Source organism: Prosthecobacter algae, from assembly GCF_039542385.1.
Lineage (GTDB): Bacteria > Verrucomicrobiota > Verrucomicrobiia > Verrucomicrobiales > Verrucomicrobiaceae > Prosthecobacter > Prosthecobacter algae.
This window is the reverse complement of the sequence record NZ_BAABIA010000007.1, coordinates 140,769-158,404: the sequence shown is the minus strand read 5'-3', so window position 1 is coordinate 158,404 and position 17,636 is coordinate 140,769. Positions and strand designations below refer to the sequence as shown.

Genomic DNA, 17,636 nt, shown 5'->3' with positions numbered 1-17,636 from the left:
TTGCTGGCGAAACGTTTTAAACAGCCCCTGTCAAAAGGCGCTTGTAGCTCAACGGTTAGAGCAGGGGACTCATAATCCCTTGGTTCTCGGTTCGAATCCGGGCGGGCGCACTTGTGGATGTCACTGTGCAGGTGAATGAACGGCGGGCTGGCGGGATTCGTAATCTGCGTCATAGTTCTTGCCACATGGTCAATGGTGTCGTCAGCCTGCGCTGCCCTGCTTGCACGCGTCCGTTTCTTTCTCTGCCTCAGCAGGCGGGGGCGAGGGTGACTTGCCCGCATTGCGCAGGCAGTGCTCCTTATGAGGCTTTTCCGATTGCGGCGAGCGCTACGGGGCAGGCCGTGACCAGTCTGCCGATTCAGCGAAGGGTGATTCCTGCGCGGCCCGCTTTCCAGCCGACTCCTCCATCAGCCAATTTGACCCCGGCGGCGGTTTTTTCTCCGCCTGCGCAGCTTCCTGCGCAGCTTCCTGTGCAGCCTCCGGCGTGGCCGCCTGCACCGGAGCAGCCGCCGATTTTCAGTCCTTCACCGCCATCTCCATCTCCTTTTCCACCAGCTCCGGTGGCGACGCCTGCTTGGCCGCCGGTGATGCCAGCGGGGGCGTCGCCTTTCGGGGTGGCGGCAACTGCTTCTCCTGCTTTGTTTCAGCCTCAGTCGGGGGCACCTGTGGCGGATCCTGTTGGGCACGCATCCCCGATGCAGGAGGTGCCTTTGATGCCCCAGCAGCCTGCGGTGAATGCATCCCCTGCGGATCAGGCTTACACGCCGGGGCCTTCCTGGAAGCCTCAGCGGGATGAGCGCAATGTGCCGCTGGGGATTCTGCTGGTTTTGGTTCTGGGCTTTGGCGGGTGGCTGTTTTGGCAAAGTTTGCAGACTCCTTTGTCGGTTGAGTTTGAGGCTCCTGAAAAGCCCTCTGCGGTGGCAGAAGGTGCGCCGGAGGAAAAGCCGACTGCTCCTGTGCCGGAGGCTGCCATGGTGGCCTCGCCTACGGAGCCTGCGGTCATGCCTGCGCCTGAAATCCGCCGTGCGGAACTGCCCCTGACTCCTGGGGCGGTGCCTGTGGCCCAGGCTGCGGCGGAGGTGGATCTGGTGGCGGCTGGCAAGGCGGCGGAAAGTTTGGTGAAGGTTCTCTTGGGGGCCTCCACCCTGGACGAGCGGCTTTCAACCATTGCCCAGGCGGATGAGCACCGGGTGGATATGGAGGAGTTTTTCGGTGAGGGCTCGCCGAAGCTCAAGAGCTTTAAGCTTGCGAATGCGACGCCCCGCACTCTGCCGGGACAGGAGCTGGTGCCGCTGTTTCAAATCACCACGGACCTGAATCCGAAGGCTGGGGCGCTGATGCGTGGGGTGCCGCAGGAGGGCGGGGGATTTCTCATGGACTGGCCGCTGTTTGCTGAAACGCATGCTCGCCGTCTGGACTCTTTCTTGGAGAAAAAATCTGAGCAGCCTTCGTGGTTCCACGTCGTCCTGCGCCGCAGTCACGGGCTGGAGCTTCCGGAGGCTGTGCGTGTGCAGCATCTGTGCGTGAATCTCCAGGCCAGTGCGGATGAATCTGTGCAAGGGGTGGCGGTGACTCCGGCGGACACGCCGCTGGCGCGTTTTTTGGAGCGGGAAGCGGAGTGGGGAACGGTGTATGTGGGGCGGCTGCTGTTGCAGCATCGTCCGCAGGCGGGGGGCGGTTCGCTGGTTGTCATTCTTGACTGTGAAGGGGCGGTGACGGGGGCTGTGTTTCCCAGTGGTGCGCTGAAGCGCTGAAGGCCTTTTTGGCCTGGTGCGTGAGGACGGCACGGAGATGCAATTGCGTGCCAGGAATGTTTTTTCTCACCAATCCTCAAGGAAAGTGATTTTTGGCCCGATCTCTGCTTGATAGTGTTGTGCGCCAGTGAAAGGGGTGCCGCCAACCAACCATGGCAGATCAAGGACTTTACCAAACCCAGACCCAAAAGCTCGCCATCGGCCCCCAGATGCAGCAGAGCCTGCAGATTCTGCAGGCTCCGACGCTGGAGCTGAGGCAAATCATCCAGCAGGAGATCGAGATCAATCCAGTGCTGGAGCTTGAGGCTCCTGAAGTGTCTCTGGAGGATGCTGTGCCGGATGATCCCGATGATCGTGACGGGGGGGAGCGGGACGAGCTGGATGTGATGTCCCAGATGGATGAGGAGTGGCGTGAATACTGGGCGCAAAGCCGCATGCAGACCACGAACCGATCTGCGGAAGACCAGGAGCGCTGGCAGTTCCTCATGGACTCCATTGTGGCTCCCACGACCCTGCAGGAGCATCTGGTGACGCAGCTACGCACGGCGGAAATCACCGATCCTCTGCTGGTCAAAAATGTGGAGTTTCTGATCGGCAGCCTGGATGACCGGGGCTTTCTAAATTCCTCGGTGGAGGACATGAGCTTGCTGCAGGGCATTCCTATTGATGACCTCCATGCGGCCAAGGCGGTACTGATGTCGTTTGACCCCGTGGGGGTCGGTTCCGATGACTTGCGTGAATGCCTCATCGTGCAACTGGAGCGGCTGGGTAAAAAGCACAGCCTGGCGCACCGGCTGGTGGAGCAATATCTCGAAGACCTCGCCAACAAACGTTACCCCATCCTGGCGAGGAAGCTGGGCGTGCCTTTGGAGCAGGTGTCTCGTGCGGCGGATTTCATCAGCACGCTGGACCCGCGACCTGCCTCCCGTTTCAACCCCAGCAGCAACAATTACGTGAGCCCTGACATCATTGTCGAGCGGCAGGGCGGTGAATGGGTGCCGGTGATGAACAATGACGACCTGCCCAGCCTGCGTCTCAGCAATGCCTACAAGGATTTGCTCGGGCAGGCCAGCAGCAGCGGCGAGGTGCGTAACTACATCCGCGACAAGATCCGCAGCGGGAAGTTTCTCATCCGCTCCATTCATCAGCGCCAGCAGACGATTCACAAGATCGCTACCCAGATCCTGGCCCACCAGCGGGAGTTTTTGGACAAGGGGACCAGCTTTCTACGACCGCTCAACATGGCGCAGGTGGCGGATGAAGTGGGGGTCCATGAGACCACGGTCAGCCGTGCCATCTCTGGCAAGTACATGGCCACGCCCTATGGCGTTTTTGAGCTCAAGTTCTTTTTCAGCCACGGCGTGAAGACGGATTCTGGCGAGGACCTCAGCAACACCAGTGTCAAAAACGCCATCGCCGATCTCATCAAGACTGAGACCAAGGCCAAGCCGCTGAGTGATGACAAGCTGGCCAAGCTGCTGGACAAGCAGGGCATCAAAGTCGCACGCCGCACCGTGGCCAAGTATCGCGAGGCTCTGGGCATCCTTCCCAGCCACCTGCGCAAGTCCTTCTCATAAGGGAGTCTGGCAGATGTGAAGGGCCTCTTTCGGTCCTCCAGTCCACCCTGGCCACCAAAAGCGTTCAAGGATATAAACCGCGCGTCTGTTTGGCCTCCCAGACCCGCTTGATGCCCAGGCTGAGCGCCGCAAAGCGCATGGAGACTTGGCGTTTGCGATGAAACTGCAAAGTCTGGGTGAAGGACTGTTCCAGGATGCGGAACAGTTTGTCCATCACCTCGCCCTCGCCCCAGAAAAAGCTCTGGAGGTCCTGCACCCACTCAAAGTAGGAAACGATCACGCCACCGCTGTTGCAGAGGATGTCCGGGATCAGGAAGATCTCCGGGCGCTGTTCCAGGATGAGGTCGGCTTCAGGGGTGGTCGGCCCATTGGCACCCTCGGCCAGAATCCGACATTGGATCTTGGCCGCATTTTCACCGGTGATCTGTCGTTCCAAGGCCGCAGGGATGAGGATATCGCAGGGAATGAGTAAGAGTTCCGAATTGGTCACGGCCTCTGCCCCCGGGAAGCCGACGACAGTCCGAGTCCTCGCCACATGGTCATTGAGGGCGGTGAGATCCAGCCCGGCAGCATTGTGAATGCCGCCGTAGGCATCGCTGACAGCCAGGATCTTCACGCCTTGTTTGGCCAATGAGGTGGCCGCGACAGAGCCGACATTTCCATATCCCTGAATCACAGCGGTGGCTCCTTCGGCCCGCATGCCTAGGGTGTCCATGGCTCGGGACACCAGGTAGGCCACGCCGCGTCCAGTTGACTCGCGACGTCCGAGTGAGCCGCCCAGGCCTACGGGCTTGCCGGTGACCACCCCAGGCACGCAGTGGCCAATCTGGAGTGAATAGGTGTCCATGATCCAGGCCATCACCTGCTCATTGGTCCCCATGTCTGGAGCAGGCACGTCCAATTGAGGGCCGATGAATGGGATCAGTTCCTGCGTGTAGCGGCGGGTCAGCCTTTCCAGTTCACCGGCGGAGAGCTGGCTGGGATCACAGCAGACGCCTCCTTTGGCACCTCCGTATGGCAATCCTGTGAGGGCGCATTTCCAGCTCATCCACATGGCCAGCGCGGCCACCTCTCCCATGGTCACATCGGGATGAAAGCGGATACCGCCCTTGGTTGGCCCAAGGGTCAGGTGATGCTGCACGCGGTAGCCGGTAAAGACGGTGGTGCTGCCATCATCGCGGCGGACAGGGATGGAAACTGTCAGTGCCCGGCGGGGCATCTTCAGGCGGTCCCGAAGACTTTCAGGGATTTCGAGGAAATCAGCCACCAGGTCAAATTGATGGCAGGCCATGTGAAACACAGGGGAGTCGTAAACGGAGGTGCTCATAGCAGATGTGATTAAAGAACGTCTCAGGCGTTTGCCAAGATCATTGATAGACCGTCTTTCCTTAGTTCTGTATGCATTCTGCCGGAGGCAGGTGAGATTGCATAAAAAATGCGAAGCCGATGAGGGCTCCGCATTCTTCAAATGCTAATAAATTTGCGAGGGCTTAGTTGCCTCCGCTCGCGTTATTGGCCGGTCGAGGCCCCTGGGAAATACCGCCACCGAGACCCATGCCATTGGCACTCGGTGCTCCAATGGTGACTCCATTGATGGTCGGTGCCTCCCCTGACTGAGCCGTGTTTTCACCGTTGACGTCCACGGAAGGTCCGCTTGCACCAGGGCCTGCGTCGCTGCCAGTCACAGTGACGTTGCCATTGGCATCCACAGTGATGGTGAGGTTGGTTTGGCCATCGGCTTCCACGGTGGTCACCTGATCACCTTCGGCATTGGTGGTGGTCTTCACCGTCACGCCAGAGCCGCTGAAAGTTACGTTCGCTGCACCCGTGATGGAGACCGAGTAGGAAGTGAAAGCTGGTGGGTTGAAGTCAGGTTCCCAGCGCAGGGCGATGTAGCGGGACTTGATGGCCTTGCCGGGTTTGGCTTTCACAAAGCCGGAACCGGAGGTGTCTTCGGCCTTGGCCACGGGCTCTGCGGCATCAAAGACGGTGGGGTCAAAAGCCAGGCGACCGCGCCAGTCTTCCTTCTCAGGCAGGCTATCAAAGGCGTAGACAGAAAAACGAACCGGACGAGGAGAATGGACTGAACCAAACTCACTCAGCGTGCGCACCTGGCCAAGATCGTAAACCGCCGTGCGATATTTTTCGTCAGACTCTGGGAACTCCAGAACGCTGCTCTTGACTGCATCGTTGCGGGAACCGAAAAGCTCAGGGCTGATGTAAAGCAGACGGCCACCACCGATGCCGGCGGCAAAGTTCACCGGAGCTCCGGTGCCATCGGCGTTTTGGCTGACGGTGTAGTTGGCATCGGTGCTGGTGCCGATGGCCTGGAAGCTGCGGATCACACCCCCGCGGACCAGGTCAAACTGCATTCTCAGGAAGCGTCCCTGGGCAGCACCGCCATCCAGCTTGATCACGCGGTCAGTGGCGGAGAAAACTTCATTGTCCACGGGGCTCCAGGCGTTGCCGTCTGTGCTGGTGGAGAGGGCGACCTTGCCTTCGATACCGTCGTTCACGAAGGAGACATTCTTGACCACAGACTGCTTGGCGAACTTGAGGACCGCTTCGCTCTTGCCAGCGGCGAGGTTCACAGGCTTCACGGGATCGCCCATGAGCAAGGCGTTGGCCGGATTCAGACCTTTGGAGTCGTGGACGGTAGTGCCGGCGAGAATCCCGGCGATGCTCACAGGTTTCTCATCCACAGAAGGCAGCCTGCTCCACTTGGCCTGGGTTTGCAAAGTCAGGGAAGCCAGGGCTGCCAGGGTGAATAAATGGTATTGTCTCATGATAGGCGGTGCTGGGGGGTATGGGTCGAAACGGCTCAGCGCAATAAACGGACCATGTCCAAAGAGATTTCAATCACAGCGTTGATCGGGTGTAAACACTTTTTTCGTGAACAATCTTACTCTAAAGAGAATTATATTGCTGAAGTTGAATTTTAGATTTTATTGAAAGTATGAATTGTCCACATTGCTCGGCCCCTCTGGCATCCGATGCGGATGAATGCCATCAATGCCGATTCAGTGCCACGGCCATTCGGTCCTACCTTGGCTCTGAGTGGGTGCGCCTGGAGCGCCTCACGGACAATTCCAATGCGCTCAGCCTCAGGGAGCAACGTCAACTGGAGGTGGTGCTGGATGATTTTGAGCGCAGTTTTCCGCAGTGTTTTTTCGCCGTCTATCTTGGCGTGCTGCCCACGATGATCACCGCCCGGGACCTTGGGTTTTGGCTGATCAACCACGGGGCTTTTCACACGCAGCAGATCGCCAAACGCAACGATTTTGGCTGCGCTCTGGTGATTGACAGTCAGCGTGGCATTGCTGCCCTGACCTTAGGTTATGCGCTGGAGCCTTATGTCAGTGAAGCGGATGTGACCCTCCTTCTTGAGCAAGTGCGGTCCCCGCTCATTCGGCAGCTTTACGGGCTGGCGGTGGAGCGTGCGGTGGCCATATTCGGGAAAAAATTGAGTCAGTCCGCCAGCTCCGCTTCGCTGGATGGAGGCATGATTTCCAGCCCGACCGATTTGAACGGACTGGGACTGCAAACTTTGCGAAACGCGCATCGCTCCTCCCGGCCGATGACCAAGCATTGATCTACGTATGAAGGCTTTTTTGACAGCATGGGCGTTCTGCTGCTTGTCGGCAGTCTCCATGCTGTTGCTTTCCAGCAGCCCGTTGGCGGCTGCGGATGAACCCCCGCTACCGACTTGGGATGGGCAGGCCTGGGAGTCTCCTGTGCTGACCCCTGGGAGCCAGTTTTCGGATTTGCTTCCCGAAAATACGGCCTCTGACAGCGTCGATGGATTTTTCCTGGAAGGGTCCGGCCCTCTGAAGTCGCCTCGGCTGATGGTGGATGATTCGGGACTCAGTTCCCATGACCTGTCGCTGTTTCTGCGTGGAGGTCTTCTGAACACGCCTCAGGAACCAACTCTCCATCGCCCCACACCCAGCCTGGCTCTCCGCGATGTACCGACCTCCGTGCTGGAATCCCTGAGGCAGGTACCGGTCAACGAATACCTCATCAATCCGCAGTCCTTGGTCACTGAAATGCCGATGCTGGATCTGGAACGGCTGTTGCAGTTCCATTCGACGGAATGCCGCATTCGCCTTTACATCCTGGTGCTGGACCGTGACCAAAAGCTCGCTTCCACAGCTCTGCTGAATCCGCTCATTTCGAGACTGCGCAACCAGCGCGAAATTTGCCTAGCCATCTACCCCCTGGGCGAACCATGGCGGGCACGTTTCATGGTCAGCCCTCTCATCAGTCAGACGAGCTCGCTGGCCAGCATGACTGAGATGGCTGAGGACTGCATCCAGGATGCGATGCAGGTGAATGATGCAGAGCAGCAGTTGCAGCGGTTTGCCGTCCGGCTTTCTACGCGTCTGTTTTGGTTGGAGAAATCCTTGCCACCAGCAAACAGCACCGTCCATGCGACTGTGGCTGGATTGACGGAGGTGGTCACCTCGCCGCCTGGTGCTGTCAAAGCTTCGGGTGACGCCACTCATGGCGGCAGCTTTCTCATGACGGTGGTCACCAGCCTTCTTTCCCTGGCTGCGGCTGTGGGCATCTATGGCGGCATCCGCTACTGGTTACGACTCCGCGTGGCGAGGGGAAAGCAACGTGTCTGGATGCTGCCGGAAACCGAAGTGGCACCGCGGCTGGGCGGGGCCTTTTCAGGTGGTGCCGGTGCGATGATTCAATATGGCAGCAAGACTCGGACTTCTGGGCAGTGAGCAGACTGGCGAAGCCACCATGGCCAGGAGTCTCGAAATGAAACAGGTCTAACAAAAAGGGTCGCTGAAGAGCGACCCTTTCAAATGTAATGTATGAGAGCCGGAGCTTACTTTTTCGCCAGGCTGAGGATCTGGTAGTTCTTGGCGTAGGTGCCCAGGGCCTCGGTGGCCGTTTCCTTGGTGATGCTGTCATTGTGGGCCACAACGATGAGCTTCTGCGTCTCAGGTGTCTCGCCAGCCTTCACATCCACACTGACGACGTCGGTGAGTTTCTGACTCAGGGCAGCGGTGATGTGGGCCTTGCAGGAAGCGCAGACGACGCCGGTGATCTGGCCTTCGTAAGTGACGGCCTTGGGAGCATCAGCAGCGTTAAGGGTAGCCGTGACGAGGAGGGAAAGGGCGAGAAGAAACTTTTTCATGAGCGCAAGGGATACTACGGATATAAAAACGCCGGGATGCTGGTTTGTCCAGCACCCCGGCGTGAATCAGTTCAGAGAATTACTTCTCCAGGGTTTCGCCAGCCTTTTTCCAGCCGGAGATGCCAGCGGAAAGGTGCTTCACGTTGGTGTAGCCCAGGGCGGTGGCCTTCTTGGCAGCAGCCTTGTAGGCGTTGCAGCTAGGGCCGCCACAATAAGCGACGACGAGGGCGTTCTTGTCAGCAGGAAGGACTTTCTCGAGTTCGCCACCTTTGGCTTCGAAGTCCACTGCGGTTGGCACGCGGCCTGCCGTGAAGGAGTCGGAGCCATTGACATCAATGACAGTGACTTTCTTCTCAGCGATGGCGGTCTTCAGGTCGGAGATGCTGATGTCCGGATACTCAGCGGCCATTGCGGAGGCGGCGATGAGGGAGAGTGCGAGTGCGAGCAGTTTCTTCATAGGATGTTCGTTGGTTAGTTTTATCGGTTTGGTCAATTGCACGGATTCCTCCAGTAGAGGGCTGTCGTGCACAGCTTTCAGACGCAAGGCCTGGAAATTTATTCCCGGTCAGGATGATTAGTTTTCATAACGAAGCGAAACGTTGAATCGTGCACGGAATCGTCACGTTAGCGCCACCAAGCAGGCAGACCGGGCAGGGTTTCTTTCAGAATGGCGCGGATGGCACGTTTCTCTTCTGGCGGGAGGTGTGCATAGGCGGGGTTGGGGTTTTGATCACGCAGGCCCTCGGCCATTTTGAAATAGACACGCTCCCGCAGCATGGAGGGCAGCTTTTGCCAGGAGTCGGTGTACAGCATGTAGCTGCAGCGGTATTTGAAGATGCGGTTCCGGAGGTCAAAGTCCTTCAGGGAGGGGCCGGCGTTGACGGGCTTTTTGTTACGCTGAAATTCGCGGATGAATTCCGGGTCGCCCTCGATGCCATCGGGAGGCAGCTTGGCCTCATCGGCGAAGAGGACATATCGGGCCAGCTCTTCAGCCAGTTCTTCCATCTCCGGCTTGGCCTTCATGGGCAGGCTGCCGCGCCCTTCGGCTAGGAGTTGGCGCATGACGTAGGCGGCATGGAAGACGCGGTTTTCAAAGCCGATCTGGTGCTCATGCACCAGGTGGGGCAGGATGTCGCTGGTGGGCAGCAGGTGCAGGCCGAGATCAGACATCTGGCCTGGCTCGATCCGGGTCTTTTCAAAGCCGCGCGAGGAACTGGTGCGGCCCATCATGTTGGCCAGGTTGTCTTTGAGATGGTGCTGGCCTGTGAGGTGCCAGCCGCCAAAGCGTTTCTCCAGGGGGATCTGGTGTCCCTGCTCATCGCGGCGGTAGGTCTCCAGGCTGGCTCCACTGAGCATGGGCAGGAGGGATTCTGCGATCAGGCCAGGCACCCGCCGGGTGGCATTTCCGGCATGGCAGTTGAAACATTTGTCCGACCTCATCATGGGCGGCACCTCTCCTCCGGGCCGAAGTTTCTCAAAGATATAAAACATGGCTCCCATCTCGGGATCCATGGCAATGATCTCCACCTTTCCTCCAGGAACAAAACCCACGTAGGTGTCCTCATTGAAGTACAGCGCCCGAGGGTTGCGAGGGTTGATGATCTCACTCTGGAGGGAGCTGGCGGAAAACACCAGGAGCTGGGATGAAACGGGGATATCCAGTGACTTCAGGATGCTGGTGAGGAAGCTTTTATCATCGGACGTATCCAGCTTCACCTCGCCCTTTTCGATCTGTTTTTGAAGCCGGGCAAAGCGGTCATCGGGCTTGTGTTCCAGGTATTTGTGAGGTGCCTCCCGGAAAGTCACCGGCGTCTCCAGCGCCTCCAGGGAGGAGGCTAAAAGGAGGAAGGATAGAAGACCGAGGCGAACCGTCATGCAGCACATACGAAGGGGAAACGGATGAACATCGCTCTTTTTTGATTTCATTGTTTCCAATCAGGCACGGAATCACCCCATGACCTTGTTTTCAGCATGAGGCTTAGCTTTATGGACGAGGGGGGCTGCCGCTTTTATTTCGCCGCGTGGATGCCGCGATAGGCGAAGGCAAAGAAGAGGCAGACGAGGGCCGTGAGGGCGGATTCCCCTAACCAGAAGCGGGTCCAGTCTGTGATGCCGCTGTGGGTGCAGGCGGCATACCACCAGCCGCCACCGAGGTAACCGATGAGGTTGCCCACACCGCTCATGAGGAGGTAGAGCAGGGCCTGGGCGCGGACACGCCATTTGCGGTCAATGCGCTCTTCCAGGTAGATCTGGGTGGTGATGAAGTAGAGGGTGAAGGCGAGGCCGTGAAGGGTGGTACCGACCATGATCCAGCCCTGGGTATCCAGCGCATTGATCGCGTAGCGTAGGACACAGATGATGATGCCGCCGAGGAAGACCCATTTCAGCCGGATGCGGGCCAGGACGCCGGCAAGGAGCAGCATGGCGATGATCTCCGTGGTCTGGGCGAGGGAGATGACGGCGGAGATGTTCTGGGTGCCGAGGTCTTTCAGGTGCCGCGCTGTGTAGGGGTAAAAGGCGGCGAGCGGGATGCTGTAAAGGGCGGCGGTGATGAAGACGACTCGGTGGTCGCGATGGCGGAGAAGATCCAGGGCATCGAGGCCGAGGATCTGGCGGAAGCTGCGTTTTTCCTGAATGTCGGCCGGCTGGATGAGGGGCAGCATCCAGGAAAGGCCCATGACGACGAGCCAGAGCCCGGCGGCCGTGTAGCCTGCGACGAGGGATTCATCGGCATGGAGGACGAGAGAGACGATCCAGCACCCCGCCATCCAGCCAAAGGTGGCGCAGGCACGCAGGGGGCCAAACTGGACTTTGGGACTGTGGAGCTGGGAAAAGACGATGCTGCTGGCGATGCTCCAGACTGGGGTGGCCACGAGGGCCTGGATCTGGGCGCAAACGAGCACGGCGGAGTCGCTCCAGCCCAGGGCCAGGGAAGTGCAGGTGAGGGCCAGGGCGGCACCAGTGGCCAGGGCCAGCCAGCGGAGCAGGAGGGTGGGGGAGAGTTTTTGATCTGCCAGGGCGCCGACAAAGAGGGGCGAAATAAAAGCGGCAACGGCCGTGGTGGCTAGAACCCAGGGGACCAGATGCCCGCGCCCATAGGCGGTGTAGATGTTGGCGAGCGGCACGCTCCACATCCCCATGGGCATGGCGGTGCAAAAGAAGAGAAGGGCGAGCTTGCTGCGGCTGGTGGGGACGTCCACGGAAGGTTAGGTAGGAATAAGGGAATAGCGCAGGACTTCTTTTCCTCCAACTGACAACCTCTGGAAAAAGCACATCTTGCACCCGCCCTTGGCCTCCCCATCATTCGTTACCTCTTTTACACCCTCATCATGGAAAACGTCATCATCATCGGCACCGGCTGCGCGGGTTTCACCGCCGCCATTTACACGGGACGCGCAAATTTGAACCCTCTGATTCTTTCTGGCAACCAGCCGGGTGGGCAGTTGACCACGACCACGGAAGTGGAAAACTTCCCCGGTTTCCCGAATGGCATCATGGGGCCTGAGCTGATGATGAACATGCAGTCGCAGGCGGAAAAATTCGGGGCACGCATCGAGTATACCTTGGTCAACAGCGTGAAAAAGACGGCGGAAGGCCATTTCGAAGTGGTGAGCGACGATGGCACGGTGCGTGAGGCACGCACGGTGATCATTGCTACCGGAGCTTCCCCCAAGCACCTGGGCCTGCCTAATGAAAAGGGCCTGATCGGCCATGGCCTGACGAGCTGCGCGACCTGTGACGGCGCTTTTTACCGCAATGTGCCGGTGTGCGTCATCGGTGGTGGCGACAGCGCCTGTGAAGAGGCGGGCTTTTTGACCAAGTTCGCGAGCAAGGTCTATCTGATCCATCGCCGCGATACCCTGCGTGCCTCGAAAATCATGGCGGACCGCGCACTGGCCAATCCAAAGATCGAACCCGTGTGGGACAGCACCGTGTGCGAGTACCTGACCGACGAAAAAGGCGAGATGCGCGCCGTGATGCTGGAAAACCTGGTGACGGGTGAAAAGCGCGAACTGGAACTGAAGTGCGTGTTTGTGGCAATCGGCCATGTGCCCAACGCTGGCTTCCTGGGAGACCTAGTGGACACGGACGAAGGTGGCTACATCCTGCAGACCCAGGGCACCCGCACTAAGACGGAAGGCCTCTTTGCTGCTGGTGACGTGGCTGACCACGTTTACCGCCAGGCCATCACCGCCGCAGGGCAGGGATGCGCAGCGGCGCTGGAAGCCGAGCGTTACCTCGCTGACATCGGCGTGCATTGAGCCGCCCAAACCGAGCAACAAAAAGCCCCGCTGTTTTCGGACAGCGGGGCTTTTTATTGGGGAGGTTTCCTCAGCGGCTTATTCAGGCCCGGGGCTGCACGTCAGGGACGGAGGGGCCCATGGCCTGGGCAAAGCGAGTCTTGGCGCGTAGCATGAGGGTGCCCAGGCAAAGATCCGCCAGAGGGAAGACCACATTGAAGTTTTTGTGCATGTAGCGGTGATGCAGAAGGTGGTGGCCATTCAGACGACGGAAGAGCCAGGACTGCTCCAGGCGACGCGACTTTGGCAAGTGCATGCACCAGTGGATGCGCTCATACATGACGTAGTAGCTGGTCATGCCGATGGCGGCTCCCGTGACGAGGCCCCACTGGCCGATGAACCAGGAAACGAGGGCAAAAGGGATGGCGCTCAGCAGGATGAGAACCGGGCCATTCCACCATGCCATGGGTATGGTCTCCTTGTCATGGTCATGAATGAGGTGGTAGGTGTGGTCCGCCTTGAAGACCTGATGGTGAACCACGGCATGGGCGCGGAAGGCATATTGAAATCCACCGAAGGGACGGTGCATGAGGAACTTGTGAACCGACCATTCAAAGAACGATCCGTAAATAACTGCGAGTGCGAAGCCAATGAGTGACCAGATCCAGAAAAAATCCATACAGGTTGATGAGAGCGCGGGCATTCGTTGCAAATGCCTTGCTAGTCAATACGAATTGCAGAGCGATAATGGGACAAAAAAGCCCGCCGACCCTCTCGGGAAGACGGGCTTCAAAGGAGAACGAAGGGCGATTAATTGTCGCTGCTTTCGTCGTCGCGGCTGTCGCGGCCTTCGCCAGAGCCGATCGGCTTGGCTCCGCTGAGCTGGAGGGCGCGATTCATGAAATCTTTGCCACCCAGTTCCTGAACGGCACGGCGAGCTTCATCCACGCTGCCCATGGTGACGAAGGCGAAGCCTTTGGAACGCTGGGTGCGGTTGTTCACCACGACTTCGCAGTTGCGCACGCTGCCCAGACCGCTGAAGAGCTCGAAAAGGTCGCTCTCGGTGGCATCATAGGACAGGTTGCCGACGTAGAGACGCTCGGTGGTGATGTCGGCCGGACTGACGGAGGCTGGCTCACGACGGGGTTTGGCCTCGCGCGGTGGGCGGCTGTCACGGTCGCGGTTTTCGCGGTTGCCGGAAGATTCCGAGCGGGGGCTGCTGTTGCTGGTGCTCCGTGGCTGCGGGGTGGCAGCACGGGGAAGGGACTTGGTTTTGCCGAGCAGGCCAAAGGAGATGGCGCTGAGGAATTTCTGAAGGCCGGTTGGCTCCTGGTGGCCGGCACGTGGGGTGCTGCCTGGGCGTGGACCCTGGCTGTTAGAGCCTGGGCGATTGCGGCCACCACGGTTGCGGCGGCGGCGATTGTTTCCTTGGGTAGTCGTGTCTGACATGGGTCGTTCGTTCTGGGGTGGGTTGGGTTCTGGGCACCGCGCCATGAGGCGTGCTGGGGTTCGGCAGTGGGGATGGACTCCAGGTCACATCCACGAGGCCGGGCCGGGTGACGGACCGCCGATGCGGATCGTCGCAGCCCCATTGGGTGCCGCAGTCGACTGAGCCGGACCACACGGGGTCCCGGTGCGTGTGACCACAAGTCACGATGAGGCCGCCCCGCGATGCTATCGCTGGTCCATTCATAGCTTTAGGCACGATCAGAGGTCTGGCGTGGCACATTCCGCAAGGTTAGGTGGGGGTAGTCGGCCTCAGAGCACCGATGCTCTGATTAACTGCAAAATCAGCCTAACTGTCTGGACGAGACTGGTCAACTGCCGATTCTGAGGGGGCGGGGAAAGTCTTTGGCGAAAGAAAATGGGCCTCGCCAACGATACAAGCGTCCGTCATTCTGCCCGCTATCCATGAAAGTCACCTTCGCCCTTGCCCTCCTGTTTGCCACTTTCGCCTCAGCCAAGACGGACTGGAGCCGCTTTCGTGGACCTAACGGCACGGGGGTGGCTGAAACCAGCGGCCTACCAGAGTCAGTAACGGCGGAATCGACGCTCTGGAAGGTGGAACTGGACAAGGGGTGGTCTTCCCCTGTCCTTTGGGAGGACAAAATTTTCGTCACGGCAGAAACCGGCCCAGGAAAACATGCGGTGATTGCCCTGAGCGCTAAAGACGGCAGCGAGCTGTGGCGGCACGAAGAAAGCTTTGCGGAGCATAAAAAGCATAATTTCAACAGCTTTGCCAGCAGCTCGGTCTTTGTGGATGCAGAGCGCATTTACGTGAACTGGGGGACGGGCACGACCATTCAGGCCCTGGCCTTGGACCACAGCGGCAAACAGGTGTGGAAGAATGAGCATGTGGCCGATTACATCCATGAGCACGGGACGGGGATTTCTCCCATCGTCGTGGACGGCATCATGATTGTGCGCAGCGAGTTCGACTGGCAGCGTGACGGGAAGGTTTACACCGAGGACCCTGAGCAACAAAAATGGAAAAGCTGCGTGGTGGGCCTGGATTCCAAGACGGGCAAGCAGGTCTGGCGTCTGGAAATTCCGAATTGCCTGAACACCTACTCCACCCCTGTGCTGAATGTGCGGGCCGATGGCAAAAAGGAAATCATCTGCACCAACAATGCGAGTGGCGTGATGGGCATTGACCCGGCCACGGGTAAGATCAACTGGCAGCATAACGAAGGCTACAAGCAGCGCAGCCTCGGCTCCGGCGTCCTGCATGATGGTGTGTACTTCTGCACTTTCGGCACAGGTGGCGGAGTGAAGGAATTTGCCGCTATCGACATCACTGGCGCCAAGCCCAAGCCTGTGAACTTCACCTTCAGCAAGGGGCTGCCCTATGTGCCCTCACCGCTGGTGATGGGTGACAACATGTATCTCCTGGGTGATGGCGGCATCTTGAAGACCGTCAAATTCAAGACGGGCGAACTCATCTACGAAGAGCGTGTGAATGGCAGCAGCGGCAGCAGCAAGTTCTTCAGCAGCCCGGTGGCCGGCGATGGCAAAATCTACTGCGGCAGCCAGCAGGGCGATCTCATCGTCCTGAAAGCCGGTGACAAGTTTGAGCAGCTTTCTGCCAACAAACTCGACAGCACCATCAATGCGACTCCCGCCATTGGCGACGGCCGCATCTATGTGCGCACGGAGAAGATGCTCTGGTGCATCGGGGCGAAGGGTTCCCCGCTGCCATAAGTCGCCGACTGTGCGGCTGTGAATATGGTTTCTCGCCTGACTTGTAATCAGGCGAAATGCCCGATTGGTTGCAATGGCTGGGGCGTTTTGCCACGGATGTAACCGACATAGGGCTGGGCATTCGGATAGACTCTCCTGGCCAAGATGGAGATTCTTCCCCTGGTAAATGCGGGTTTTAGACCCGTGCAGAAGGCGTGAAATGAGGCGGATGTGAACAAACGGCCCCGGCCTTGCTTCAAAAGTAGAGTATGAAACGAATCTTAACGTTCGCTCTGGTGGCTTTTGCCGCGATGACGCAGGCCCAGACTTCCGAGAAAAAGGGCAGCAAGTCCGGCTCTTCCTCCAAAGCTGCTGCGGAGAAGAGCAGTGCAGCCAAACCGAAGGCGGATGCGGCCAAAGCTGACACCAAGGAATCCGATGCCATCAAGGAAGGGCCATCTACGGAAGGCCCCGCTGTGGCAGCCGTCAGCAGCATTGAAGTGGAAGACATCCAGAATTTCGAACACTACGCGCCTCAGATCCAGCAGCTCATTCGCAAATCGCTGGGTCTCACCAAACTCAACCTGACCTACACCTTTGGTTCGGCGGATCCGAAGAAAGGGGGGATGGATTGTTCCGGCACCATTTATTATGTGCTGCATGATTTTGGATTCAAAGGCGTGCCCCGGCAATCGAATGAGATGGCGGCTTGGGTGAAGGATAAGACCTTGCTGCACCGTGTCCAGAAGGCCGATGCCCTGACGCACCCCGAATTCTCGGCTCTCCAGCCGGGGGACCTGCTTTTCTGGTCCGGCACTTACACAACCGCTCCGCGTGAAATCCCAGTGACCCACGTCATGCTCTATTTGGGCAAGCTGAAAAATAGCGGCAAGCATGTGGTCTTTGGTGCCAGCGATGGCCGTGCGTATCAGGGCAAACGCCGCACAGGCGTGAGTGTCTTTGATTTCTCTCTGCCTAAGTCCACCAGCTCCGCCAGCTTCTATGGTTTTGGCATGATCCCTGGAGTGGGCAAGATCGAGATCAAACCTGAGCCTCCTAAACCGGAAGTGGTAGTGGCGACTTCTACCGAAACCGTCGCTGCTGACGACGCTGGAAAGATGGCCCAGCCCTCTAAGGTCGCCGAGTCCCCGCCTGAACAGAAAACAGACATTTCCAAATCTGAGAGCCCGGGGGGCAAGAAGACTGAAGTCGCTTCCAGCAAAGCCCCGGCCTCGAAACCGGACCTGCCGCCTGCTAAAAAGGAGATGGTGGAAACTTCCGTGGCGTCGGTTTCTGAGGAGGTCCGTCCGGCGATTCGTGTGGAGTCGGAGACCAAGTCCATGGCTTCAACCTCTTCTGAGAAAGCTGAGGCAGACAAGCCTGCGACCTCTTCGAAATCCAAGGCTTCGGCAGACAAGCCGTCGTCGGCCAAGGTAGCGAGCACCTCAAAATCAGCTCCCGCGAAGCCGAAGAGCACGACTCAGAACCGCTCGACAACGACCAAGTCAAAGTCGGTGGCGAAGGCAAAACCCGCACCGCCGCCCCCCACTCCTTTGGACAAAGCTAAAAGGGCCGCAGGTGACTTTTTTGAAGATGTTAAAAGGTCGCTCCCGTCCGGACGATGAGGGCAGTGTGGATGGGGTGGATGAACGCACGGCGGGTTCTTGAGCCGTTGCATTTTGGCCTTTGAGCAGGGCAGGGCACCAAGTAGCTCTTGCACTCTGGCGTTTTC

Annotated in this window: 16 protein-coding genes and 1 tRNA gene; 8 read left to right on the top strand and 9 right to left on the bottom strand. The window is 58.7% G+C overall.

Features of this window, described 5'->3' with window-relative positions:
• Positions 1 to 37 precede the first annotated feature (37 nt).
• Positions 38 to 110: transfer RNA gene (locus tag ABEB25_RS17105), tRNA-Ile, on the top strand.
• A gap of 406 nt (positions 111 to 516) precedes the next feature.
• Here ABEB25_RS17105 and ABEB25_RS17100 read toward each other — a convergent pair.
• The gene (locus ABEB25_RS17100; protein ID WP_345737648.1) at positions 517 to 690 is read right to left on the bottom strand and encodes a hypothetical protein; all 174 of its coding nucleotides are present in this window, start codon (positions 688 to 690) and stop codon (positions 517 to 519) included.
• Positions 691 to 704: 14 nt separating this feature from the next.
• Between ABEB25_RS17100 and ABEB25_RS17095 the strand changes: the two genes are divergently transcribed.
• Together ABEB25_RS17095 and rpoN are read left to right on the top strand one after the other, a co-directional pair.
• Positions 705 to 1,754 carry a hypothetical protein gene (locus tag ABEB25_RS17095; RefSeq protein WP_345737647.1) on the top strand — a complete coding sequence of 350 codons (1,050 nt, stop codon included), beginning with the start codon at positions 705 to 707 and terminating at the stop codon, positions 1,752 to 1,754.
• A 152-nt stretch (positions 1,755 to 1,906) separates the two neighbouring features.
• A complete protein-coding gene (gene rpoN / locus ABEB25_RS17090) occupies positions 1,907 to 3,331 on the top strand; it encodes an RNA polymerase factor sigma-54 (protein WP_345737646.1) in 1,425 nt (474 codons plus the stop codon).
• 64 nt (positions 3,332 to 3,395) lie between these two features.
• Here rpoN and ABEB25_RS17085 read toward each other — a convergent pair whose 3' ends face one another.
• Both ABEB25_RS17085 and ABEB25_RS17080 read right to left on the bottom strand, forming a co-directional pair.
• Positions 3,396 to 4,658: a Glu/Leu/Phe/Val family dehydrogenase gene (locus ABEB25_RS17085; protein ID WP_345737645.1), complete on the bottom strand. Its 1,263-nt coding sequence runs from the start codon at positions 4,656 to 4,658 to the stop codon at positions 3,396 to 3,398.
• Positions 4,659 to 4,821: 163 nt separating this feature from the next.
• Positions 4,822 to 6,117 (bottom strand): hypothetical protein, encoded by a 1,296-nt coding sequence (locus tag ABEB25_RS17080; protein WP_345737644.1) that lies wholly within the window; start codon positions 6,115 to 6,117, stop codon positions 4,822 to 4,824.
• Between the two features lie 170 nt (positions 6,118 to 6,287).
• Between ABEB25_RS17080 and ABEB25_RS17075 the strand changes: the two genes are divergently transcribed.
• Entirely contained in the window at positions 6,288 to 6,923 is a 636-nt protein-coding gene (locus ABEB25_RS17075; protein ID WP_345737643.1) for a hypothetical protein, read from the top strand.
• Positions 6,924 to 6,981: 58 nt separating this feature from the next.
• On the top strand, positions 6,982 to 8,064 hold the full coding sequence (locus ABEB25_RS17070; RefSeq protein ID WP_345737642.1) for a hypothetical protein: 1,083 nt from the start codon (positions 6,982 to 6,984) through the stop codon (positions 8,062 to 8,064).
• 107 nt (positions 8,065 to 8,171) lie between these two features.
• Here ABEB25_RS17070 and ABEB25_RS17065 read toward each other — a convergent pair whose 3' ends face one another.
• The 4 genes from ABEB25_RS17065 to ABEB25_RS17050 form a co-directional block, all read right to left on the bottom strand.
• Complete coding sequence (locus ABEB25_RS17065; RefSeq protein WP_345737641.1) at positions 8,172 to 8,483, bottom strand: hypothetical protein; 312 nt, start codon at positions 8,481 to 8,483, stop codon at positions 8,172 to 8,174.
• Positions 8,484 to 8,562: 79 nt separating this feature from the next.
• Positions 8,563 to 8,940, bottom strand: coding sequence for a rhodanese-like domain-containing protein (locus ABEB25_RS17060; protein WP_345737640.1), 378 nt, complete (start codon positions 8,938 to 8,940; stop codon positions 8,563 to 8,565).
• 167 nt (positions 8,941 to 9,107) lie between these two features.
• On the bottom strand, positions 9,108 to 10,358 hold the full coding sequence (locus tag ABEB25_RS17055) for a hypothetical protein (protein ID WP_345737639.1): 1,251 nt from the start codon (positions 10,356 to 10,358) through the stop codon (positions 9,108 to 9,110).
• A 134-nt stretch (positions 10,359 to 10,492) separates the two neighbouring features.
• Entirely contained in the window at positions 10,493 to 11,683 is a 1,191-nt protein-coding gene (locus tag ABEB25_RS17050) for an MFS transporter (RefSeq protein WP_345737638.1), read from the bottom strand.
• Positions 11,684 to 11,812: 129 nt separating this feature from the next.
• Here ABEB25_RS17050 and trxB point away from each other — a divergent pair, with 129 nt between their 5' ends.
• A complete protein-coding gene (gene trxB / locus ABEB25_RS17045; protein WP_345737637.1) occupies positions 11,813 to 12,745 on the top strand; it encodes a thioredoxin-disulfide reductase in 933 nt (310 codons plus the stop codon).
• Between the two features lie 82 nt (positions 12,746 to 12,827).
• On the opposite strand, the gene ABEB25_RS17040 is transcribed toward trxB, so the two are convergent.
• Both ABEB25_RS17040 and ABEB25_RS17035 read right to left on the bottom strand, forming a co-directional pair.
• On the bottom strand, positions 12,828 to 13,313 hold the full coding sequence (locus ABEB25_RS17040; protein ID WP_345737636.1) for a sterol desaturase family protein: 486 nt from the start codon (positions 13,311 to 13,313) through the stop codon (positions 12,828 to 12,830).
• Positions 13,314 to 13,534: 221 nt separating this feature from the next.
• Positions 13,535 to 14,173, bottom strand: a complete 639-nt coding sequence (locus ABEB25_RS17035; RefSeq protein ID WP_345737635.1) for an RNA recognition motif domain-containing protein — start codon at positions 14,171 to 14,173, stop codon at positions 13,535 to 13,537.
• Between the two features lie 462 nt (positions 14,174 to 14,635).
• On the opposite strand from ABEB25_RS17035, the gene ABEB25_RS17030 reads away from it, so the two are divergent.
• Both ABEB25_RS17030 and ABEB25_RS17025 read left to right on the top strand, forming a co-directional pair.
• Positions 14,636 to 15,925 (top strand): outer membrane protein assembly factor BamB family protein, encoded by a 1,290-nt coding sequence (locus ABEB25_RS17030; protein WP_345737634.1) that lies wholly within the window; start codon positions 14,636 to 14,638, stop codon positions 15,923 to 15,925.
• Between the two features lie 248 nt (positions 15,926 to 16,173).
• Positions 16,174 to 17,529, top strand: a complete 1,356-nt coding sequence (locus ABEB25_RS17025; RefSeq protein ID WP_345737633.1) for a C40 family peptidase — start codon at positions 16,174 to 16,176, stop codon at positions 17,527 to 17,529.
• Positions 17,530 to 17,636 lie beyond the last annotated feature (107 nt).

Excerpts from the sequence above, each read along its gene's own strand:
- ABEB25_RS17100 (WP_345737648.1), bottom strand. The coding sequence starts at position 690 with ATGCGTGCCCAACAGGATCCGCCACAGGTGCCCCCGACTGAGGCTGAA.
- rpoN (WP_345737646.1), top strand. The coding sequence starts at position 1,907 with ATGGCAGATCAAGGACTTTACCAAACCCAGACCCAAAAGCTCGCCATC.
- ABEB25_RS17085 (WP_345737645.1), bottom strand. The coding sequence starts at position 4,658 with ATGAGCACCTCCGTTTACGACTCCCCTGTGTTTCACATGGCCTGCCAT.
- ABEB25_RS17080 (WP_345737644.1), bottom strand. The coding sequence starts at position 6,117 with ATGAGACAATACCATTTATTCACCCTGGCAGCCCTGGCTTCCCTGACT.
- ABEB25_RS17075 (WP_345737643.1), top strand. The coding sequence starts at position 6,288 with ATGAATTGTCCACATTGCTCGGCCCCTCTGGCATCCGATGCGGATGAA.
- ABEB25_RS17070 (WP_345737642.1), top strand. The coding sequence starts at position 6,982 with ATGCTGTTGCTTTCCAGCAGCCCGTTGGCGGCTGCGGATGAACCCCCG.
- ABEB25_RS17065 (WP_345737641.1), bottom strand. The coding sequence starts at position 8,483 with ATGAAAAAGTTTCTTCTCGCCCTTTCCCTCCTCGTCACGGCTACCCTT.
- ABEB25_RS17060 (WP_345737640.1), bottom strand. The coding sequence starts at position 8,940 with ATGAAGAAACTGCTCGCACTCGCACTCTCCCTCATCGCCGCCTCCGCA.
- ABEB25_RS17055 (WP_345737639.1), bottom strand. The coding sequence starts at position 10,358 with ATGACGGTTCGCCTCGGTCTTCTATCCTTCCTCCTTTTAGCCTCCTCC.
- trxB (WP_345737637.1), top strand. The coding sequence starts at position 11,813 with ATGGAAAACGTCATCATCATCGGCACCGGCTGCGCGGGTTTCACCGCC.
- ABEB25_RS17040 (WP_345737636.1), bottom strand. The coding sequence starts at position 13,313 with ATGCACCGTCCCTTCGGTGGATTTCAATATGCCTTCCGCGCCCATGCC.
- ABEB25_RS17035 (WP_345737635.1), bottom strand. The coding sequence starts at position 14,173 with ATGTCAGACACGACTACCCAAGGAAACAATCGCCGCCGCCGCAACCGT.
- ABEB25_RS17030 (WP_345737634.1), top strand. The coding sequence starts at position 14,636 with ATGAAAGTCACCTTCGCCCTTGCCCTCCTGTTTGCCACTTTCGCCTCA.
- ABEB25_RS17025 (WP_345737633.1), top strand. The coding sequence starts at position 16,174 with ATGAAACGAATCTTAACGTTCGCTCTGGTGGCTTTTGCCGCGATGACG.